16 protein-coding genes are annotated in these 17,558 nt (G+C 67.6%); 4 read left to right on the top strand and 12 right to left on the bottom strand.

The window, feature by feature from the left end:
• Positions 1–70 precede the first annotated feature (70 nt).
• A complete protein-coding gene (locus G4Z16_RS01630; protein ID WP_197348807.1) occupies positions 71–880 on the top strand; it encodes an IclR family transcriptional regulator in 810 nt (269 codons plus the stop codon).
• A 679-nt stretch (positions 881–1,559) separates the two neighbouring features.
• Complete coding sequence (locus G4Z16_RS01625) at positions 1,560–2,984, top strand: MFS transporter (protein WP_197348806.1); 1,425 nt, start codon at positions 1,560–1,562, stop codon at positions 2,982–2,984.
• A gap of 356 nt (positions 2,985–3,340) precedes the next feature.
• Here G4Z16_RS01625 and G4Z16_RS01620 read toward each other — a convergent pair whose 3' ends face one another.
• The 10 genes from G4Z16_RS01620 to G4Z16_RS01575 are packed head-to-tail and all read right to left on the bottom strand — an operon-like array spanning position 3,341 to position 12,819.
• Positions 3,341–3,772: a carboxymuconolactone decarboxylase family protein gene (locus G4Z16_RS01620; RefSeq protein WP_197348805.1), complete on the bottom strand. Its 432-nt coding sequence runs from the start codon at positions 3,770–3,772 to the stop codon at positions 3,341–3,343.
• Positions 3,773–3,797: 25 nt separating this feature from the next.
• A complete protein-coding gene (locus G4Z16_RS01615) occupies positions 3,798–4,103 on the bottom strand; it encodes an NIPSNAP family protein (protein ID WP_197348804.1) in 306 nt (101 codons plus the stop codon).
• Positions 4,100–5,791, bottom strand: coding sequence for a bifunctional 3-(3-hydroxy-phenyl)propionate/3-hydroxycinnamic acid hydroxylase (locus G4Z16_RS01610; RefSeq protein WP_197348803.1), 1,692 nt, complete (start codon positions 5,789–5,791; stop codon positions 4,100–4,102). Before G4Z16_RS01610 ends, G4Z16_RS01615 begins: the two co-directional genes overlap by 4 nt.
• Positions 5,788–6,636, bottom strand: a complete 849-nt coding sequence (locus G4Z16_RS01605; RefSeq protein WP_197348802.1) for an alpha/beta fold hydrolase — start codon at positions 6,634–6,636, stop codon at positions 5,788–5,790. The genes G4Z16_RS01610 and G4Z16_RS01605 overlap by 4 nt, the downstream gene beginning before the upstream one ends.
• 1 nt (position 6,637) lies before the next feature.
• Positions 6,638–7,240 carry an amino acid synthesis family protein gene (locus G4Z16_RS01600; RefSeq protein ID WP_197348801.1) on the bottom strand — a complete coding sequence of 201 codons (603 nt, stop codon included), beginning with the start codon at positions 7,238–7,240 and terminating at the stop codon, positions 6,638–6,640.
• A 28-nt stretch (positions 7,241–7,268) separates the two neighbouring features.
• Positions 7,269–7,832: a VOC family protein gene (locus G4Z16_RS01595; protein ID WP_197348800.1), complete on the bottom strand. Its 564-nt coding sequence runs from the start codon at positions 7,830–7,832 to the stop codon at positions 7,269–7,271.
• Positions 7,832–8,854, bottom strand: coding sequence for a WD40/YVTN/BNR-like repeat-containing protein (locus tag G4Z16_RS01590; protein WP_197348799.1), 1,023 nt, complete (start codon positions 8,852–8,854; stop codon positions 7,832–7,834). Before G4Z16_RS01590 ends, G4Z16_RS01595 begins: the two co-directional genes overlap by 1 nt.
• Before the next feature lie 35 nt (positions 8,855–8,889).
• Positions 8,890–9,684, bottom strand: coding sequence for an SDR family NAD(P)-dependent oxidoreductase (locus G4Z16_RS01585; RefSeq protein WP_197348798.1), 795 nt, complete (start codon positions 9,682–9,684; stop codon positions 8,890–8,892).
• 40 nt (positions 9,685–9,724) lie between these two features.
• Positions 9,725–11,239, bottom strand: coding sequence for an aldehyde dehydrogenase family protein (locus G4Z16_RS01580; RefSeq protein WP_281393643.1), 1,515 nt, complete (start codon positions 11,237–11,239; stop codon positions 9,725–9,727).
• Positions 11,240–11,250: 11 nt separating this feature from the next.
• Entirely contained in the window at positions 11,251–12,819 is a 1,569-nt protein-coding gene (locus G4Z16_RS01575) for an acetolactate synthase large subunit (RefSeq protein WP_197348797.1), read from the bottom strand.
• Positions 12,820–12,972: 153 nt separating this feature from the next.
• Here G4Z16_RS01575 and G4Z16_RS01570 point away from each other — a divergent pair, with 153 nt between their 5' ends.
• On the top strand, positions 12,973–13,719 hold the full coding sequence (locus G4Z16_RS01570) for an IclR family transcriptional regulator (RefSeq protein ID WP_197348796.1): 747 nt from the start codon (positions 12,973–12,975) through the stop codon (positions 13,717–13,719).
• Positions 13,720–13,727: 8 nt separating this feature from the next.
• Here the strand turns inward: G4Z16_RS01570 and G4Z16_RS01565 are convergent, their stop codons facing one another.
• Together G4Z16_RS01565 and G4Z16_RS01560 are read right to left on the bottom strand one after the other, a co-directional pair.
• Complete coding sequence (locus G4Z16_RS01565; protein WP_197348795.1) at positions 13,728–14,675, bottom strand: hypothetical protein; 948 nt, start codon at positions 14,673–14,675, stop codon at positions 13,728–13,730.
• Positions 14,676–14,762: 87 nt separating this feature from the next.
• A complete protein-coding gene (locus G4Z16_RS01560; RefSeq protein ID WP_197348794.1) occupies positions 14,763–15,725 on the bottom strand; it encodes an AraC-like ligand-binding domain-containing protein in 963 nt (320 codons plus the stop codon).
• A 394-nt stretch (positions 15,726–16,119) separates the two neighbouring features.
• Between G4Z16_RS01560 and G4Z16_RS01555 the strand changes: the two genes are divergently transcribed.
• Complete coding sequence (locus G4Z16_RS01555; protein ID WP_246530618.1) at positions 16,120–17,544, top strand: APC family permease; 1,425 nt, start codon at positions 16,120–16,122, stop codon at positions 17,542–17,544.
• Positions 17,545–17,558: the final 14 nt, after the last annotated feature.

Here is a 17,558-nt window from a genome sequence, read left to right as displayed (position 1 = left end):
CGATTGCCGCAAGAATTGTGGAATACCGCTGAGATTTGGCAAGCAGGCACACTATTGTGAGGGATTCTCGATGGAGTCAGTCCAGAGTGTTGAGCGTGCGATGGCGATTCTCGCCTCCCTGTCCCGCGCCGACCGCGACGGCCGAAGGCTGATTGACATTGCCGCAGACACCGACCTGCGAAAGGCGACAGCGCACCGAATTCTCAACACAATGGCGCAGGACGGGCTCGTGGAGCAGGACGAAGTCACCGGGCGTTTCCATCTGGGATTCGGACTCTTCGCACTGGGCTTCACCGCGGTAAATCGATATGGACTCATCGACCTTGCCAACGACTCGATACTGCGGTTGACGACGGAGTCAGAAGACACGGTATATCTGTCCGTGCGCAATGCGACTGAGGCGATCTGTGTGGACCGGGCCACCGGCGCATTCCCGATCAAGACGCTCACCCTCCGAGTCGGCGACCGTCGCCCACTCGGCGTCGGCGCAGGTAGCCTCGCACTGCTCGCCTGGCTACCGGACGAGGAAATAGAGCGCATCATCGAAGAGAACTCTTCCCGACTGGAGAGTTACACGAGCTTTGACGCCGATACCCTGCTGCAACTGGTCAGTGATAGCAGAAGCCGCGAGTACACCTTCAACGACCAAATGCTGATCCCGGGCATGCGCGCAATCGGCGTCCCCGTTGTCGGCAAGGACGGCAGAGCCGTCGCGGCGCTGAGCATTGCAGCCATAGCGTCGCGCATGGACACCAAGCGGCGTTCACGGCTGGCTCAACTGCTGAGCGCAGAGGCCGGAAAGGTGGCAGAACGCCTTGATGAGGCCACAGACGGCCTGACCGAGGCTAGTATTCGTCGGTTGCTTCCCGATCTCACGTAATTGTGCGCCAACGGCAATCCCCGTCCCGCGACGGGGGAGGAGATCAGGAGGGCTCTTCGGTGTAGCCACCCCGGGTGGCACAGGCCGGAGCCCAGAAGGTCAAGCAGCGAACACCGATGTGCCGGTGGTCAAAGCCCATCGTCGACCCCGCCGTACCTCGGCCTCGACGAGGACGCGGTATGAAGCGTTGCTTCGGTGCCTGGAAGCCGCCGATCTGCTGTTGAGGTCGGCCAGCCGCCCTGTGGTGCGGTCAGCACTCGTTCGCAGGTGCCGTCGGCGGCCCACCTCCGCAGCCGATTGTGCACCCCCCCTTCCACGAGCCGAACTCGGCCGGCAGATCCATCCACCGCGTTCCGGTCCGGACTTGTTGGCGACCGCGTCGATCGCCTGCCGGCGGTCACGCCACCGGCCGCTGCGCTTGAGTGTCCGGTCCGGCAGCAACGGCTCAATCCGCGCCCACTGCGCGTCAGTTAACGGCACGCGTTCACTGACGAGCAGAGCGCTGATCGATATCTGCACTTTTGATTGCGCTCTGCGCATACACCCTTGCGTCCAGCTTGCGGTCGATCCTCCCGGTGGACGCCTCTTCCGAACGCGCCGGTCTTGACGGGCGACTCCACGTCTCTGAATATGGGTGCACCATACGAACTCATCGGTGCGCTGATCGCACAGGAGAATCATGATCCATTCTTCCCACACGGGGAAGTCGAAGACCGCCACTCCTCGTGGCTTGCGCAAGGTGGTCGCTGCCGCGACAGCCGGCACGGCCATCGAGTTCTACGACTTCTTCCTGTACGGCTCGGCGGCCGCGACGGTCTTCAACACCGTGTTCTTCCCGGAGAACAGCGCACTGGTCGGCGCGCTGCTGGCGCTCGCCACGTACGCGGTCGGCTTCGTGGCTCGTCCGCTCGGCGGCGTGCTGTTCGGACACTTCGGCGACCGCCTCGGCCGCAAGCGGATGCTCGTTGTCAGCCTGCTGATGATGGGCGGCTCGACGGTACTCATCGCAGCGGTGCCCTCCTACGCCACTATCGGCGTCGCCGCACCACTCTTGCTGGTGCTGCTGCGGCTCACCCAGGGGCTTGCGCTGGGCGGTGAGTGGGGTGGCGCAGTGCTGCTCATCGCCGAGCACGGAGACCACAGACGCCGCGGCTTCTGGACGAGTTGGGCTCAGGCGGGGGGACCGCTCGGCAATCTGATCTCCACGGCGGTGCTGTGGGTCATGGCCGCGTTGATGTCCGAGGAGGCGTTCACGGCTTGGGGCTGGCGCATCCCCTTCGCCCTGTCGGCGCTGCTCATCGCCGTGGGTTTCTTCCTGCGCCGCAGCATCGAGGAGTCCCCCCTATACCACCAAGCCGCCGAGCACCACGGGCCCCGGCGCCAGGAGGCACAGGTCCACAGCCCCGTCGCCCTGGTGCTGCGGCACCACCGCAAGCCCGTGCTCATCGCGTTCTTCGCCGGTATCGGCGAGAAGACCACCTACTACACGTTCGCCATCTTCGGGCTCACCTACCTCGTGGAGACCGTCGGTGTCCCGAAGGCTCAGGTGCTCAACGCGCTGACCATCGGCTCGGTGTTCTGGTTCCTCACGATCATCGTCGCCGGGCGGCTCTCCGACATCATCGGACGGCGCATCACGACACTGACCGGTGTGGCACTGGCTGCCGCGTGGGTTCCCGTGGGGTTCACCTGGGCTTCCGGAGGTGGCTCGGTTGCCATCACGGCGTTGATGACCGTGGGTCTGATCGCCGACGGCATTATCGCCGGCGGCACCGCTGCCTTCTTTGCTGAACTCTTTCCCACGCACGTCCGCTTCAGCGGGGCGTCACTCGGCTACCAACTCGCCACGGTGGTCGGTGGTTCGGTCGCCCCACTGCTGGGCGTTGCCCTGCTCGCTGCCACTGGTTCCATTGCCCCGGTCATGGTTTTCGTCCTGGCGATGCTTGCACTGGCAGCGGCAGCCATGTTCGCGGCGGGCGAGACCAAAGACCTCGATCTGGCCGACATCCCCACGGACGCCGCGGCCGTACCGAAAACACCGTCCTCGGGCCTTGCCGCGTCTCAGCCGACGCCGACGCCGACGCCTGAACCTCCCGCCCAATGACCCAAGGCGATCGACCCACCGGCCCGTACCGAACGCCACCCCCGTCCAGGCATCGCAGCCCCGGCCAACAGCAACCGACCCATACCAGAGGCAATATGAAGCCGGGCGGGACACCCATGACGGGCCGGTTGATGACTTGTGCACGGGCTCGTCTTTGAAGAGCCGCTACGACCTGCGTGATGGGCAGCAGCGGGTATGCAACGGCAAGATTGCCTGTCCCCGCTGTCATGGCTGTGGGGAGCTTCCCTGCGATGCCACCATCCTCTGTGCCTGCTGCCGCGGCACCGACTCATGCCAACGATGAGACGGAACAGGCGAGGGCTTATCGGTGGCGGCGCCCGCTCCCTTGGGGTTGATCAGTCCGTTCCGGAACCGCTCTGATGAACCTCCGCCGTGGGTTCGATGCCGCTCGCGCCGACCGCTTCCCGCCAGGCGTCCAGGCCGGTCTGGAATGCCACGATGCCCGCTTCGGGCAGGGCGATCTCGATCGCTTCAAGGATCTCCTGAGGGGTGAGGCCGAGGTCGAGGGCCACTCTGATGTGGCTCTGGATGTGGCCCTTGGCCGCGCGCATCACGGTCAGGCTCAGAATGAAGAGCAGTTCCTTCGTGGCGGGAGCCAGACTGCGCGGTGCGAGGTAGGCGGCGTGCACGAGCTGGTTCGTGGCTTGCAGCACGTCGAAGTCATGCTCGGCCATGACCTTGTGGTAATCGAGGACGTATCCGCGATCGCGGGCCATGGCGTCGACGTAGTCCTGTGGGCTCTGCCGTGCCGCGGGGTTCGTGGGCATCGTTCTTGTTGTCTCCTTGCGGGTCTCAGAGCGGAGTGGCCGGTGTGAGAATGCGGTTGGTCTGGCGAATCAGCAGGCCTCTGACCCGTTTGCGGAAGGCGGCGAAGTCGGGATCGGCGGCCAGCTCCGCACGCCGCGTTGCACGGTCTTCGTGGCTGTCGTAACCCCAGAGGTAGACGAGGGTGTTCAAGTCGCCGATCTCCGTGGTGTAGAAGCCGAGCAGATTCCCGAGGATGCGGGTCTGGGGCTCCCGGCCCAGGTCGGCCCACAGACGGGCGTACTCCGGCACAGCACCTGGCCTGACCAGGTACTCGCGCTCTTCCACGATCACGACGCACCTCCCAGGGGTTCGAGGGACGACCGCGATGAGGGCAGGTCCTCGGCCTTCGGGTTCCGACTCGGGGAGAGCAGACGCTCGAACTCGCAGCTCAACGACGCGAGTTCGAGGGGTTCGGTCACCGCTGCGACGTAGCGGTCGGGGCGGATCACGGCCATCGTGCCGGGCTGGGTCGCGAACCAGTCGCGCAGGGAGCCGTCGAGGTCCTCCACCACGACCGAGTCGGTGGCGGAGGTGGGGCGTTCGCCCTGCGAGCGGCCCGAGCGGGATTCGGCCACGGCGACATAGCGGGTACCGATGCGGTCCCAGAAGGCACGGGACTCGTCGTCGAGGTGGATCAGCGGGTCGGTGCCGTATCCGATGAGGGTGAACCAGGTTCCGAGCGTGTCGTCGAGATGGACGGCCAGACCTGCGGACGTTTCGACCTTCGGCTGGACGAGCATCCGGCCCACGGCGCAGTTCTTCCCGGCCTCTTGTCCTCGGTGCAGCACGATGCCGCGCTCCGAGTAGCGGGGCATCGGCTTGAACCGCATGTCCACGAGCCAGTCGCGTACCGCCGGGGCCAGGCGGAGGCCGCGGAAGAGGATGTCGCGGGGGCGGGCGACCCAGGGGTTGGTCGAGGAGAGGATCCTGCCGAGGGTGTCCGAGAGGTCCACCATCGCCTTGGCGTGCGCGCGGCGTTCGGTGTCATATGTCGAAAGGATGCGCGGGTGAGCCCGGCCGCTGACCACTGCCGCCAGTTTCCAGGCCACGTTGGTGGCGTCGCGGATGCCGGTGTTCATGCCCTGGCCCGCCCACGGCGGCATCAAGTGGGCGGCGTCACCGACGAGACAGATCCGCCCCTCGACGAAACGGCTCGCCACCCGGGAGTGATGAGTGTAGACGCGAGCTCGGATGACGTTGAGGGCCGCCGGATCCGGTACGTGTCCCGTGAGCAGTTCACGGACCCTCTCGGGCCGCAGCATCGCTTCGGCATCCTCGCCGGGGAACAGCATGAACTCCCAGCGGCGGTAGTTGTACGGAAGATCCAGGCAGACATACGGCCTTCTCGGATCGCAGTGCAGGCCGGTGTACGGGGCGTCGAGCGGGTCGTTGTCGCATTCGATCACCACCCACTTACGGGGGCTCGTTTCGCCGACCAGCGGGATGTTCAGCTGGGTACGGATCGTGCTGCGACCACCGTCCGCCGCGACCACGTAAGCAGCGCGGACCAGGGCACCTTCGCCGTCAGGGCCGCTGAGGTGCAGACGCACCTCGGTGCCGTCCTGTTCCACGCGGATGAGTTCGTGTCCGTACAGCGGTCGTATGTGCGGGTAGCGCTCCAGACCCTTGCGCAATGTGCGTTCGGCGAGCTGTTGCATGAAGATGTTGCGCCTTGGCCAGCCGAACTCCTTCGTGGCCGGCCGGATGTCTGCGAAGCAGCGGCCGTCCGCGCCGAACATCTTCAGCGGGATGTTCTGAAGCATGTCGGCAAGCATCTCGTCGGCGAGGCCTATGCCTTGAAAGCTGCGCAGGCACTCGTCGTCCATGCCCACCGCGCGCGGGTAGTCGACGATGTCCGTGCTGCGGTCGACGAGCAGGGTCTCCACGCCGTACAGACCGAGGTAGTTGGCGACGGTGGCTCCGACCGGTCCGGCGCCGACGACCGCCACCTGCGTGCGGAACTCTGTGGGTGCGCTCATGGAGCGGCCTCCAGGCTGGTCAGGAACTGTTCGAGCTGGTGGTGAAAGGCGTCTGGCGCGTCGTCGTGGACGTAGTGGCCGGCGCCGGGGATCTCCACGGTGTTCACGAGCGGGTTGCGTACGGTCATCTCCGCTGCCGTCGCCGCGGGAAGGAAGTCGGAATCACCACCGCGGACGACCAACGTCGGGCAGCGCAGCGCCTCCACGCTGGGCCAGAGGTCGATCTGGCGGGCTGGGTCGGTGTCGAGGCGGGCCGCCGCTATACCGGCGAGGTCGAACTTCCAGAACCAGCGTCCGCATGTGCCCTGCCGCAGCGTGTGCCTCATCCGGGATTCCAGAGCGTCGGCGGTGATTCCGGGCCGGATACGACGCCAGTACGCGCGGGCGGCATCCAGCGAAGGGAACTCGGCGGGTGTCCCGGCGATTTCGCGTTTGATGCGCTCGGCTCCGGCCCCGCTGAGCGACGAACCGGGACCGATGTCCTCGATGACGGTCGCGATGACACGCTCGGGGTGGCGGGCGGCGTAGACGTATGCGGTGGCGCCGCCCATGGAGTGGCCCAACAGGATGAAGCGGTCGAGGTCGAGGTGATCGGCGAACTGTTCGAGATCGGCGACGTAGGCGGGCGTGTAGTACTCGCCCCTGGGGTCCCATTGGCTCTCGCCCCGGCCCCGCGCGTCCAGGGCGACGATGCGGTAGCGGTCCGAGAGCCGGATGGCGAGCGGTTCGAACGTGCGGGCGTAACTGCGCAGGCCGTGCAGCATGAGGATGGCAGGCCGGTTCGGCTCACCCCATTCGACGTAGTGGGCGCGCAGCCCGTTCAGAGTGGTGAAGCGGTCATACATCTCAGTGCAGCCCGTCCTGCCCCTGGATCTCGTCGGCCCGGATACCGCCGAGCCTCGCGTGCAGCCGGCCGCGTGTGGCGAAGGCGAAGATGACGACGACCTCGTCGGGATTCGGGGTGTCGGCGAAGGTCGCCGTGATCGTGTCGTAGTGCGACCGAACGTAGAGCGCGTCCTTGTGCGCCAGCGGGATGTCGATGGTGGTGCCGGGTGCGCCGCGCTTGCCGGTCGAGGGCACCCAGGAGGCGCCACCGCCGACCGAGTCGCGCACCGGGTCGGCGAAGACGGCGGTGAGGAAGGCGTTGCCGTGTTCGTACTCGCCGTTGGCACCGACGAGGCAGGCCTTGCCATAACTCTCGATGAGCCGGTCGGCGGCGGCTTCGGCGATGCGCCGGCCGAACTCCTCCCCGAGCTTGGGCGAGTCGGCGACGATCAGGTCGAGGTTCTTGCTGAACCGGCCGGCGTAGGGATTGTGGACTGCGGCGGCGATGACGATCTTGCGGACCGGCTCGCCGTCAGCGAGCGCTCCGGTCTCGTTGGCGAGGGTGTCCTCGGTCTGTATGAACCACTTGCGGACGTGGTAACCGGCGAAGTTGGATTCGGGCATGGCGTGCTCCTGATGAGAAAGAGGGGTGTCAGCCGTAGAGCGGCTCGACCTCGAAGGGCTCGCTTGGGGCTCCGTAGAGGCCGAGGATGCGCTTGCCCTCTTCGTCGTCGGTGACGGTCTCGTGGAAGAACTCCAGGCGGTTGCCGTCCGGGTCCGTGAAGTACAGGCCGAAGCCCACCTTGTGGTCGGTGGTCTTGACGACGTGCACCCCCTTGGTGAGGAGCATCCCGTAGAGCCGCCGCCAATTGTCGAGGTCGCCGGCGACCTCGAGCCCGTAGTGCTGGAGACCGATGCCGCCGGCGGTCGCAGCTTCCTCGGCGCGGATCAGGGCGATGTCGTGGTGCTTCTTGCCGAAAGACAGGAACACCCACTGCGGCCCGCGCGCGGTGACCTCCATGTCCAGGACGTCCTGGTACCAGGTTGCCGAGACCTCCGGGTCGCGGACGAACAGCGAGAGGTGGGTGCGGACAACGCGTGGCCGGACGGTGCGTGTCCCCTCGTCGATGAGCGGTGTCGGCGGCTCGTGCTGGTCCAGGGTGCGCTCGTCGGGATCGATGCCGAGGTCATGGGGGTTGTGCGGGTTGCTGCTCATCAGTGTCCTTCCGGGGTCGGGGCGAGGGCGGGTGTCCACGCCACATCTGTGATCTCGCTGAACTCTCGCCACTCCTTGGCCCAGGTGCGGCCCGCGTCGACGGAGCGGAAGAGGTGGCCGTACTTGGTGCCGGCGAAGGCGAGTTGCGGGTCTGCGGGGTGGACGCCGAAGGCCCACACGGTGGAGTTGGCCGGCTCGTCGAGGTGTGACTCCTGCCAGGTCTGAGCAAGGTCGGTGGAGCGGAAGATCTTCGTCAGGGTGCCGGGCGTGGCATCGCCGATGCCCAGCAGGAGTTCGTTGGTGCCGGGGATCTGCTTGACCAGGCGGGTGTAGTAGATGCCCCACTCCTTGCGGGTGTCCGTGCGGGTCCAGGTCCGGCCGTCGTCCTGGCTGACGAACAGCGCGTTGACGACCGCCACGACGATGGTTTTGGGCGGACCTTCGAGGACCAGGACGCAGTGGATGTCGGAGTTCGTGACGCCTTGAGGAAGGCTCGCGGGAGTGCCGTCGATGCGGGTCCAGGTGTCGCCGCGGTCGCCGCTGCGCCACAACCCGCCTTCCTCGATGCCGAACCAGAGGTTCTTGGGCTCGTATCGATCGACGGCGGTTGTAAGGATCCGGGGCTTGCTGACGCCCGCACAGAACTCGGGTATCTCCGGGGGGAGTCGGTCCCAACTCGTGCCGGCGTCGGTGGTGCGGTACACAGCGGCGCGGGAAGGTGCGCCGGTGCCGACGATGATGAAGTCGGGGTCGGTCGGGTCGACTGCCAGGGACCAGACGGTCCGGTCGTTGAACGGCGAGTCGACGCGGTGCCAGGTCGCGCCGGCGTCGTCACTGCGGGCGAGGCCCGCGTCGGCACCCGCGTAGACGACGTTCGGCTGCTCGGGGTGGACGGCGAGGCAGCGGACCACGGCGTCGAACTCGATGTCCTGCCCGAGCCCGAGGCGGTACCAGGTTCCGCCGTCGTCGCAGCTGCGCAGGACCCCCTGGCCGGCGGTGGCGACGAGGATGGTTCCTTCCATGGATATGACTCCTGTCGGTTGTTGCGTCTTATGGCTCAGAGGAAGATGCCGCGCGTCAGGCCGCCGTCGATGCCCAGCGATTCCCCGGTGATCGCGGCCGCCCTGGGCGAGGAGAGGAAGGCGATTGCCTCGGCGATCTCGTTGGCCTCCAGGACCCGGCGGATCGGGGTCCTGGCGACGAAGTCGGCCTCGACCTGGGCCGCTGTGCTGCCGCGCTTGATGGCTTCCTTCTCGTACAAGTCGTGGATGTGCTCCGTCTCCACGACTCCGGGGTGCACGGTGTTGACGGTGATCCCCGAGGGCCCCAGCTGGTCGGAGAGGGTCTTGGTCATGTGGACGACGGCAAGGTTGCGCAGCCCGGAGAGTGCGTGACTGGAACGGCCGGTCAGTCCGCCGATGTTGAGGATCCGGCCGTAGCCGTTCGCCTGCATGTGCGGGGCGACTGCCTGGGCGCAGCGGAAGTAGCCGACGACCTTGGTGTTGATGTCGGCCAACAGCAGTTCGGGGTCGGCCTCCCCGACGGAGTTGCGTACCAGCCCGGAAGGGGCGGCGGCGCCGTTGACGAGGATGTCGATGCGGCCCAACTCCGCGGCCGCCGAGTGCACCATGTGCCGCACGGACTCGGTGTCGGTGGTGTCCGAGACGAGGGTGACCACACGACTGCCGGTCTCTGCCTCGATTTCCTTCGCGGTCCGTTCCAAGGCCGGCTTCCGGCGTGCGGTGATCACCACGTTGACGCCCTCGCGGGCGAGTTCGCGGGCGACCGCCTTGCCGATGCCCAGGCTGCCGCCGGTGACGAGGGCCACTCGGCCCGCCAGTGCGAGATCCATACGATGCTCCCGATGAACGATGTCCTTGAGTGACGCCATGTCAGCCGAGGTTGACCCAGACGCTCTTGACCTCGGTGTAGAGATCGAGCACTTTGCGGCCCATTTCGCGCCCCCAGCCGGACTGCTTGAACCCCCCGAAGGGGGAGGCCGGGTCGGTGAGGTTGAAGCAGTTGATCCACACCGTGCCGGCCTGGAGTTCGTCGGCGATCCGATGGGCATGGCCGAGGTCAGAGGTCCAGATCCCCGCCGAGAGCCCGAAGGGCGAGTCGTTCGCTTTGGCGACGAGGTCGTCGACGTCGCTCCAGCGCATCGCGGCGAGCACCGGCCCGAAGATCTCCTCGCGCACGATCCGCATACCGTGGTCGGCTTCCGCGAAGACCGTCGGCCGAAGGAAGTAGCCGTTCGCGTACCGGTCGTTCAGGTCGGGGCGAGCGCCCCCTGCCGCGAGGCGCGCGCCCTGCCGCCGTCCGGCTTCGATGAAGGAGCTGACCCGGTCGTGGTGCCGGGCGGAGACGAGCGGGCCCATGTCGCTGGCCGGGTCGGTGCCCGGCCCCACAACGATCTTCTCGGCCCGCGCGGCGACCGCGTCGACCACGTCGTCATAGAGCGCATCATGGACGTACAGCCGGGAGCCCGCCGTGCACACCTGACCCTGGTTGAAGAAGATCGCCTCGGCTGCGGCCTGTGCGACCGCCTCCGGGTCGGCGTCGGGCAGCACGATGTTCGGTGACTTGCCGCCGAGTTCGAGGGAGACCCTCTTGAGATTGCCCGCGGCGGCGCCGACGATGGCGCGGCCGGTCTCGGTGGAACCGGTAAAGGCGATCTTGTCCACGTCGTCGTGGGCGGCGAGCGCCGCTCCTGCGGTGGCGCCGCGCCCGGTGACCACATTGATCACACCGTCGGGCACTCCGGCCTCGACGAGGAGCTGGGCCAGCCGCAGCGTGGACAGCGGGGTTTCTTCGGCGGGTTTCAGGACGACGGTGCAGCCTGTGGCCAGCGCGGGCGCCAGTTTCCAGCAAGCCATCGCCATCGGGAAGTTCCACGGCACGATCAGGCCGACGACCCCGACCGGCTGGTGAGTGGTGTAGTTCAGCACGCGCAGGCCGCCGCGCGGCGAGACGGGGACGGTGCTGCCTTCGAACTTGCTGGGCCACCCGGCGAAGTAGCGGAAGAGCTTGACGCTGGTACCGACGTCGACGGCACGGGCGACGGAGACGGGTTTGCCGTTGTCGCGGGACTCCAGCAGCGCGAGTTCGTCGGCATGGGCCTCGATGAGGTCGGCGATCCGGTGCAGCAGCTGTCCGCGGTCCAGAGGGCTCACGCGCCGCCATTGCGGATCCGCGAAGGCGCGGCGGGCGGCCGAGACGGCGCGGTCGATGTCGTGTTCGTCGCCGTCGGGAACCTGCGTGAGGACTCCGCCGGTGGCAGGGTCGACGGTGTCGAAAACGCGCCCGGAGGACGCCGGAACCCAGTTGCCGCCGATGAGCATCGGGCGGGACGGGGATAGGAAATCCCGCACTTTCTCCTCGGCGGAGGCGATGACGGTGGGAGGCACGGGGGTTCCTTTCACAGGACCATCTCGATGAGCTGCGGACCGCCGGCTGTAAGCGCCTGGCGCAGGGCACGGGCCAGTTCGTCGCCGGTCTCCGCCCGCTGGCCCGGTACGCCGTAACCGGCGGCCAGCGCAGGCCAATTCAAGGGGGGATGATCCAGGCTGGTCAGGGAGGCGGAGGCAGGTCCGCTGGGGCTTCCGCCGTGGCGGTTCAACTCGGTGCGCAGGATGCTGTAACTGCGGTTGGAGGCGATGAGTGTGACGACGTCGGCCTGTTCACGGGCCATGGTCCACAGTGCCTGGATCGTGTATTGGGCACTGCCGTCCGACTGCAGGGCGATCACCTGGCGTTCTGGGGCGGCGATCGCCGCGCCCAGCGCGGCGGGCAGGCCCTGACCGATCGCTCCGCCGGTGTTGGTCAGCGTGGTGTGCCGGGCGGCGTGTGCGGAAGCGGTGAAGAAGGGGTAGCCGCAGGTGCCTCCCTCCACGGAGACGACCGCGTTCTCGGGCAGCAGGGCGGACACGATCCGGCCGATCGAGGTGGGGGTGAGCGGGCCGTCGGGAAGACCGTCCTGGATGTCCGGCTCGCGGCGGCGGGTCGAAGCGTTGGTTGCGCCGAGAGCCTCCGCCAGTTCCTCCAGCGCCGCTACGCCGTCCTCTCCCGGTTCGGCGAGTATCCGTACGGAGCCTGGCTCGGCGAGGAGGCTCGGCACGCCGGCGTAACCGAAGTACGCGACCGGCTCCTGTGCCCCGGCCAGCACCACGGTCTCCGCATCGGCCAGGGCCTTGACGGCCACCTCGGGGAAGTAGGGCAGCCGGTCCAGGTCAGGCAGGCCTCCGCCGCGTTCGGCTGTGGCGGGGAAGGTTTCGCTGTACAGCTTCGCGCCGGTTGCCTCGGATATCCGCTGGGCCGCACGCTGCCCGCGAGCGGTGAGGGTCTCCGCGCCGAGTAGCAGCACGGAGCGGGAACCGTCGCGCAGCCGCTTGGCGATCCGCTCGATACGCCCCGTCGCGAACGGCGCCGGCGCCTGCGGCGGTGGTACGGCTGCGAGCGGTTCGGTGACCGTCGCCTGCTGGAAGTCGGCCGGGACGATCAGGGTGGCACCGCAGCCGGGTGGGGTCATTGCGGCGGCCAGGGCCTCGACGGTGACCTCGCTTGTCCGCGCAGCAGAGTCGATGGTGCCGACCCAGCCGGACACCGGAGTGGCCAGGGACACGATGTCGCTGGTCAGCGGTGCGTCGTAGGGAAGGTGCCAACTGGAGTGGTCCCCGACGACGTTGAGGACGGGCGAGTTGGCCCGGCGCGCGTTGTGGAGGTTGGCGATTCCATTGGCGAAGCCCGGACCCAGGTGCAGCAGGGTCATGGCGGGCTTGCCCGCGATCCGCGCGTATCCGTCCGCGGCTCCCGTGCACACTCCCTCGAATAGTCCGAGGACGGGACGTACGGCGGAGACCTCGTCCAATGCGGTCACCAGCGGCATCTCCGTGGTGCCGGGGTTGGCGAAGCAGACCTCGACACCTGCGGCGGCGGCCGTCTCGACCAGCGCCCGTGCCCCGGTCACTCCGGCAACACGCTCTGTCATGGGCGGGACTCCTCTCGTGGATCGCCCGGAATCTTCGCGGCGACGTGCACTTAGTGCACTAGCCAATGCGAATAGTGCACTTAGCTTGGATGTGCAGAGCCCGTCACGTCAAGGGGCCACATCACGGATTACTGCTGCGGCTAGACTCGCGACATGAGCAGGAGTGCACAGAACGCAACGGACCAGGGCGATACGGAGGCGGCTGAAGCCGTGAAACGTCCCAGTCAGCCGGCCGCGCAGACACTCATCCGCGGCCTGGCGGTCCTGCGTGCGGTGGCACAGCGCCCCCAAGGGCTGACGGCGACCGAGATCGCGATCCAGACCGGGCTGCACCGAACCGTGGTCCATCGCCTCGTCAACACGCTCACTGCGGAGGGCTTCGTCGCCAAGGACGCCACCGGGTACTACCGCCCCGGGCGCGAATTGCACAGTCTCGCGAACATGTCACAGCCCACGCTCGTGGAATTCGTCCAGCCCCATCTGCAGGGGCTGGCGGACGACCACGGGGGGACGGCCGTGGTCTTCGTGGCTGAGCGGGACAACGTCGTCGCAGTGGCGACGGCCGTGCCGGCACAGGGCGACTACCACCTCGCCTACCGCAAGGGCAGCCGCCAGCCCCTGGACCGGGGAGCGGCGCCCGATGCCATCCTGGCCGGGCGACCCGCCACCGCTGAGGACTCCGCAGCGGTACGGGAGGTCAGGCGCCGAGGTTGGGCCGTCAGCCACGGGCAGGTGGAGCCGGGGGCGCACGCCGTCGCCGCACCACTGGCCCGGGACGGCGACGTGCTGGATGCCTGCGTCACGTTCATCTCGCACCGCCGGGACCGCGTCGATGAGGCGACACACGACGTCCTGATGGTGGCCGAGGCAACCCGCGCCTTCTGTCTCGGAGCGAAGTGATGCCGCTGTCAGACGGTTCGTGACTGCTCGTGCGAGAAGACATCGACCGGATCGCGGCCGTCCACGTTCCACGGCCAGTCCGTGACCGCTCCCTCCAGCGTGGTGAAGACGGCGGCCGCCTCGCTCCTGCGTTCGGCCGTGCAAAGGGCGTAGGCCAGGAGATTGAGGTCCGCCTGAGCCGCGGCATGGTGCAGAAATCCCGGCTGGGGCCAGGTTGCGGCGGCCTGGTCGAGGGCCTTGGCCACTTGGGGGTGCTTCCAGAGGTCGCGGGCCATGAGGGCTTCGACACCGCCCCGGGCCACGACGCTCTGGTAGTTGAGCGCGGCCGCCGTCAGCTCCAGCGCGGCCGTCGGAGCGTCGGCAGGGGCGCGGGCTAGCACGAAGTCGACGAAGTCGAGGACATCGACGCGCGATCCCCCTTCCTCGGGTGAGAGGTAGCCGAGCAGCTGCAGGTGCGCCTCGCGGTTCCAGGGGTCGCGGGCCTGCACCTCGCGCCACACCGCGAGCAGGCTGCCGCGCTCGTAGCGCTCCAGTCGTGCCACGGCGAGGACGATCACCCAGGGTGCCGGGTCCTCGGGGCTCAACTCGGCTGCGCGATAACAGGACTTGACCAGGCTGACCGCGTCGTTCAGCCCGCCGGACCATCGCCCCTGAGTCAGAAGCGCCCAGGCGCTGAGGAGCAGCGCGTCGGGATTGTCCGGCTCACGGGCGGCCCACGCGGACGGCACACCGGAGGCGGCCGTTGCCTCCGCCAGCACCGACAGCCGGTACGTACGACGGTCCCAGTCCGTCCCGGCCTGCTTCAACAGGTCGGCCATGCGCGCCATATGGAGGTCCGCCATACCGATCATGCCTGCCCTGGGCACTTCCAACAGGGACTTCACAAAGCGGCCCAGCTCCGCGTCATCGAGTGCAGGAGCAAGACGCGGCTTGCGACGGCCGGAGAAGAGAACCATGGTGCGGGAGAGTACGAGACGTCGGACACATCGCCAACACTGGCGAATCAGCGTATAAGCAATGCCGTCGATGCCGGGGCGCCGGCCTCAGTTCCGGTCGCCCCCAGCCAGGACCCGCCGCCGGAAGTCCCGCGGCGTCTCTCCGTACGCCGTCTTGAACACCCGGCTGAAGTGCCGGCAGTCGAGCAGTCCCCAGCGTGCGGCGACCATGCTGATCGGCTGGTCGGCCGTGGCCGCACTCGACAGATCGCGGGCGCAGCGTTCCAGACGCCGCGTGCGGATCCAGCCGGCGACAGTCGAATCGTCGGCGGCGAACAGCTTGAACAGGTAACGGCGTGAGATGCCGTGCGCCGCGGCGATCGAGTCCGGCGTGAGATCCGGATCCGAGAGCCTTTGCTCGATGTAGGCGCGGATGCGCAGCATCATCGCGTCCTGCGGAGCGGCCGGCGCGGACAGAGCCAGCTGCTCCGTGACCAGACTGGTGACCAGGGAGACGGTTCCGTCCATCAAGCTCCTGACGGCCGGCCCCGTACAGTCACGGGCCTGCTCGCCCAGCGACTTCAGGAACGGCGCCACAACCGCCCCGACACCGCCGTCGGCAGCGATCCGTCGGGCCGTGAGGCCGCGCAGCGCCTCGGGGCGCACCGGCAGCATCGGACGCGGCATCAGCATCAATACCGTGCTGAAATCGGTCGTGTAGGTGAAGGAGTACGGGCGCGAGGTGTCACAGATCGCGATGTCCCCAGGACCCAGTGCGCTGCACACCCCGTCCTGTTCGATCGCCGAAGTGCCCGCCACCTGGAGCACGACCTTGTAGAAGTCCTCTTCGTACTGGGCGACCAGCCGCTCCGTGCGACGGACACGCAGCGGCCCGGCGCTGACGGAGCTCAGCTGGAGCAGGCCGATATCACCGCTGGCGGCCCGTCCGTGGAAGGGGATGCGCGAGGCCGGCCGTGTGTCCAGACCGGCGAAGACCTTGGACATCTCGGATGTCCAGTGATCGAAGCGCTCCGTCCGGGCGACGGAGTTGGTGGTCACGATCGTTCGCATGGTGTGCTCACCTGCCGGAAGTCTCTCGGACACATAGCTCGCACGCGTTCACTGCGGGCTCCTGGATTTCCCTGCGCTGCCCACGCGGGAAGGCGCCGGCGGACATCGGGTGTGCATGCATTGGCGAGAACGGGTGCACCCCGCAACACTCCGGCTGCCCGGCGTAGACGCACAGTACTGCACACCAGACACCAGGTTGGAAAGACTGATTCCCCTGCGGCGGTCGAAGGGGATGGTCCGTGCCTCGTACTCGCGCACCACGATGGCTTTTTCTGCCTTCCTGGTCCTCAGCGAGCGGTTTTCTCTCCGTCGCCGTATCTCCCAGGGAGTTTTCGTGACTCAGCAGTCCTCGCCCCCGAATCACCGCACTCACCTCCGGCAAGGAGCCGTGGGCGTGGCAGGGATCCTTTTCTTCGTCCTGTCCGCGCAGGCTCCCCTCACGGGTGTCGCCGGAACCCTTCCCATCCCCCTCGGCCTCGGCAACGGGGGTGGTGTGCCCGCCGTGTACCTGGCGGTCGGCGTCATGATCGGCCTGTTCTCGGTCGGGTTCATAGCGATGAGCCGCCATGTGACCGATGCCGGCGCCTTCTACGCCTACGTCTCCCGGGGATTGGGCAAACCGCTCGGCGTCGGCGCCTCCCAGGCCGCGGTGCTCTGTTACAGCGCGACCCAGGCAGGCATGTACGGGCTATACGGCGTGGTCGTGCAGGGCCTTTTCCAGAAGTACGCCTCGATCGACCTGCCCTGGTGGGTGTGGACAGTGGGGACAATCTGCCTCGTTCAGGCGCTCGGCTCGCTGAACATCGAATTCGGTGCACGGCTGCTGGCCGTCCTCGTGGTGGCTGAGACTTCGCTGCTCGTGGCCTTCGCGATCCACGAGGTGCTGTCGGGTGGCGGCCCCCAGGGATTGGACCTCGCGGGTTCCTTCTCTCCCTCGGCCTTCTTCTCCGGAGCGCCGGGGGTCGCACTGACCTTCGCGATCGCCTGCGTCATCGGATTCGAATCCACCGCGATCTACGCGGCAGAGGCGAAGGACCCTGCCCGCACCGTGCCCCGGGCCACCTATCTCTCCGTCGCCGTGATTTCGATCTTCTTCGCCTTCGTGTCCTGGATGTTCGTCAGCTACTACGGCCCGGACAACGTGCAGGACGTGGCAAGGAACGCGCTGGAGAGCGGCAGCGCCACGTCAGTGGTCTTCGACGCGGTGACCGCCACACTGGGCTCCTGGGCCACCGGCGCCATGCAGATCCTGCTCGCCACCTCGCTGATCGCGGGCGTGCTGGCCTTCCACAACGGCATCAACCGCTACTTCCACTCCCTCGGCTCCACCGGCGTCCTGCCCGCCTGGCTGTCCCGCACGAACCGCCAGGGCGCCCCGTACACGGCGAGCCTGGTCCAGACGCTCGTGACGCTCGCCATGGTCGTCCCGTTCGCGATAGCCGGAGCGGACCCGGTGATCACCTTGCTGACCTGGGGCGGCGGGGTGGGTGTGCTCGCGTTGATGCTCCTGTACCTGCTGACCTCGCTCTCGATCGTCGTGTTCTTCCGCAGGACCCGCTTCGACACCCGGCGCTGGAACACGCTGATCGCACCAATGCTGTCCATGGCTCTGCTCCTCGGCGCCACCGTGCTGGCACTGAACAACTTCACGACTCTCATCTCCGCGTCCGGCACCACCGCAGTTGTCCTGGAGCTGACCGTGGTCGCCGTGTTCACCGGCGGCGTCGTGCTCGGGTACGCACGTAACCGTGGGGCCGGGACCGACCCCGCGGACCCGGCCCCGCGAGACCCCACGCACGACGTAACGGCCTCAGCCTGACCGGCTCCTCCCAG

Source organism: Streptomyces bathyalis (assembly GCF_015910445.1).
GTDB lineage: Bacteria > Actinomycetota > Actinomycetes > Streptomycetales > Streptomycetaceae > Streptomyces > Streptomyces bathyalis.
Note: the sequence above shows the minus strand (reverse complement) of the source record. Positions and strands in the feature narration are given on the sequence as shown.

Excerpts from the sequence above, each read along its gene's own strand:
- G4Z16_RS01590 (WP_197348799.1), bottom strand. The coding sequence starts at position 8,854 with ATGGAAGGAACCATCCTCGTCGCCACCGCCGGCCAGGGGGTCCTGCGC.
- G4Z16_RS01605 (WP_197348802.1), bottom strand. The coding sequence starts at position 6,636 with ATGTATGACCGCTTCACCACTCTGAACGGGCTGCGCGCCCACTACGTC.
- G4Z16_RS01570 (WP_197348796.1), top strand. The coding sequence starts at position 12,973 with ATGAGCAGGAGTGCACAGAACGCAACGGACCAGGGCGATACGGAGGCG.
- G4Z16_RS01565 (WP_197348795.1), bottom strand. The coding sequence starts at position 14,675 with ATGGTTCTCTTCTCCGGCCGTCGCAAGCCGCGTCTTGCTCCTGCACTC.
- G4Z16_RS01600 (WP_197348801.1), bottom strand. The coding sequence starts at position 7,240 with ATGCCCGAATCCAACTTCGCCGGTTACCACGTCCGCAAGTGGTTCATA.
- G4Z16_RS01620 (WP_197348805.1), bottom strand. The coding sequence starts at position 3,772 with ATGCCCACGAACCCCGCGGCACGGCAGAGCCCACAGGACTACGTCGAC.
- G4Z16_RS01625 (WP_197348806.1), top strand. The coding sequence starts at position 1,560 with ATGATCCATTCTTCCCACACGGGGAAGTCGAAGACCGCCACTCCTCGT.
- G4Z16_RS01560 (WP_197348794.1), bottom strand. The coding sequence starts at position 15,725 with ATGCGAACGATCGTGACCACCAACTCCGTCGCCCGGACGGAGCGCTTC.
- G4Z16_RS01595 (WP_197348800.1), bottom strand. The coding sequence starts at position 7,832 with ATGAGCAGCAACCCGCACAACCCCCATGACCTCGGCATCGATCCCGAC.
- G4Z16_RS01575 (WP_197348797.1), bottom strand. The coding sequence starts at position 12,819 with ATGACAGAGCGTGTTGCCGGAGTGACCGGGGCACGGGCGCTGGTCGAG.
- G4Z16_RS01610 (WP_197348803.1), bottom strand. The coding sequence starts at position 5,791 with ATGAGCGCACCCACAGAGTTCCGCACGCAGGTGGCGGTCGTCGGCGCC.
- G4Z16_RS01630 (WP_197348807.1), top strand. The coding sequence starts at position 71 with ATGGAGTCAGTCCAGAGTGTTGAGCGTGCGATGGCGATTCTCGCCTCC.
- G4Z16_RS01585 (WP_197348798.1), bottom strand. The coding sequence starts at position 9,684 with ATGGATCTCGCACTGGCGGGCCGAGTGGCCCTCGTCACCGGCGGCAGC.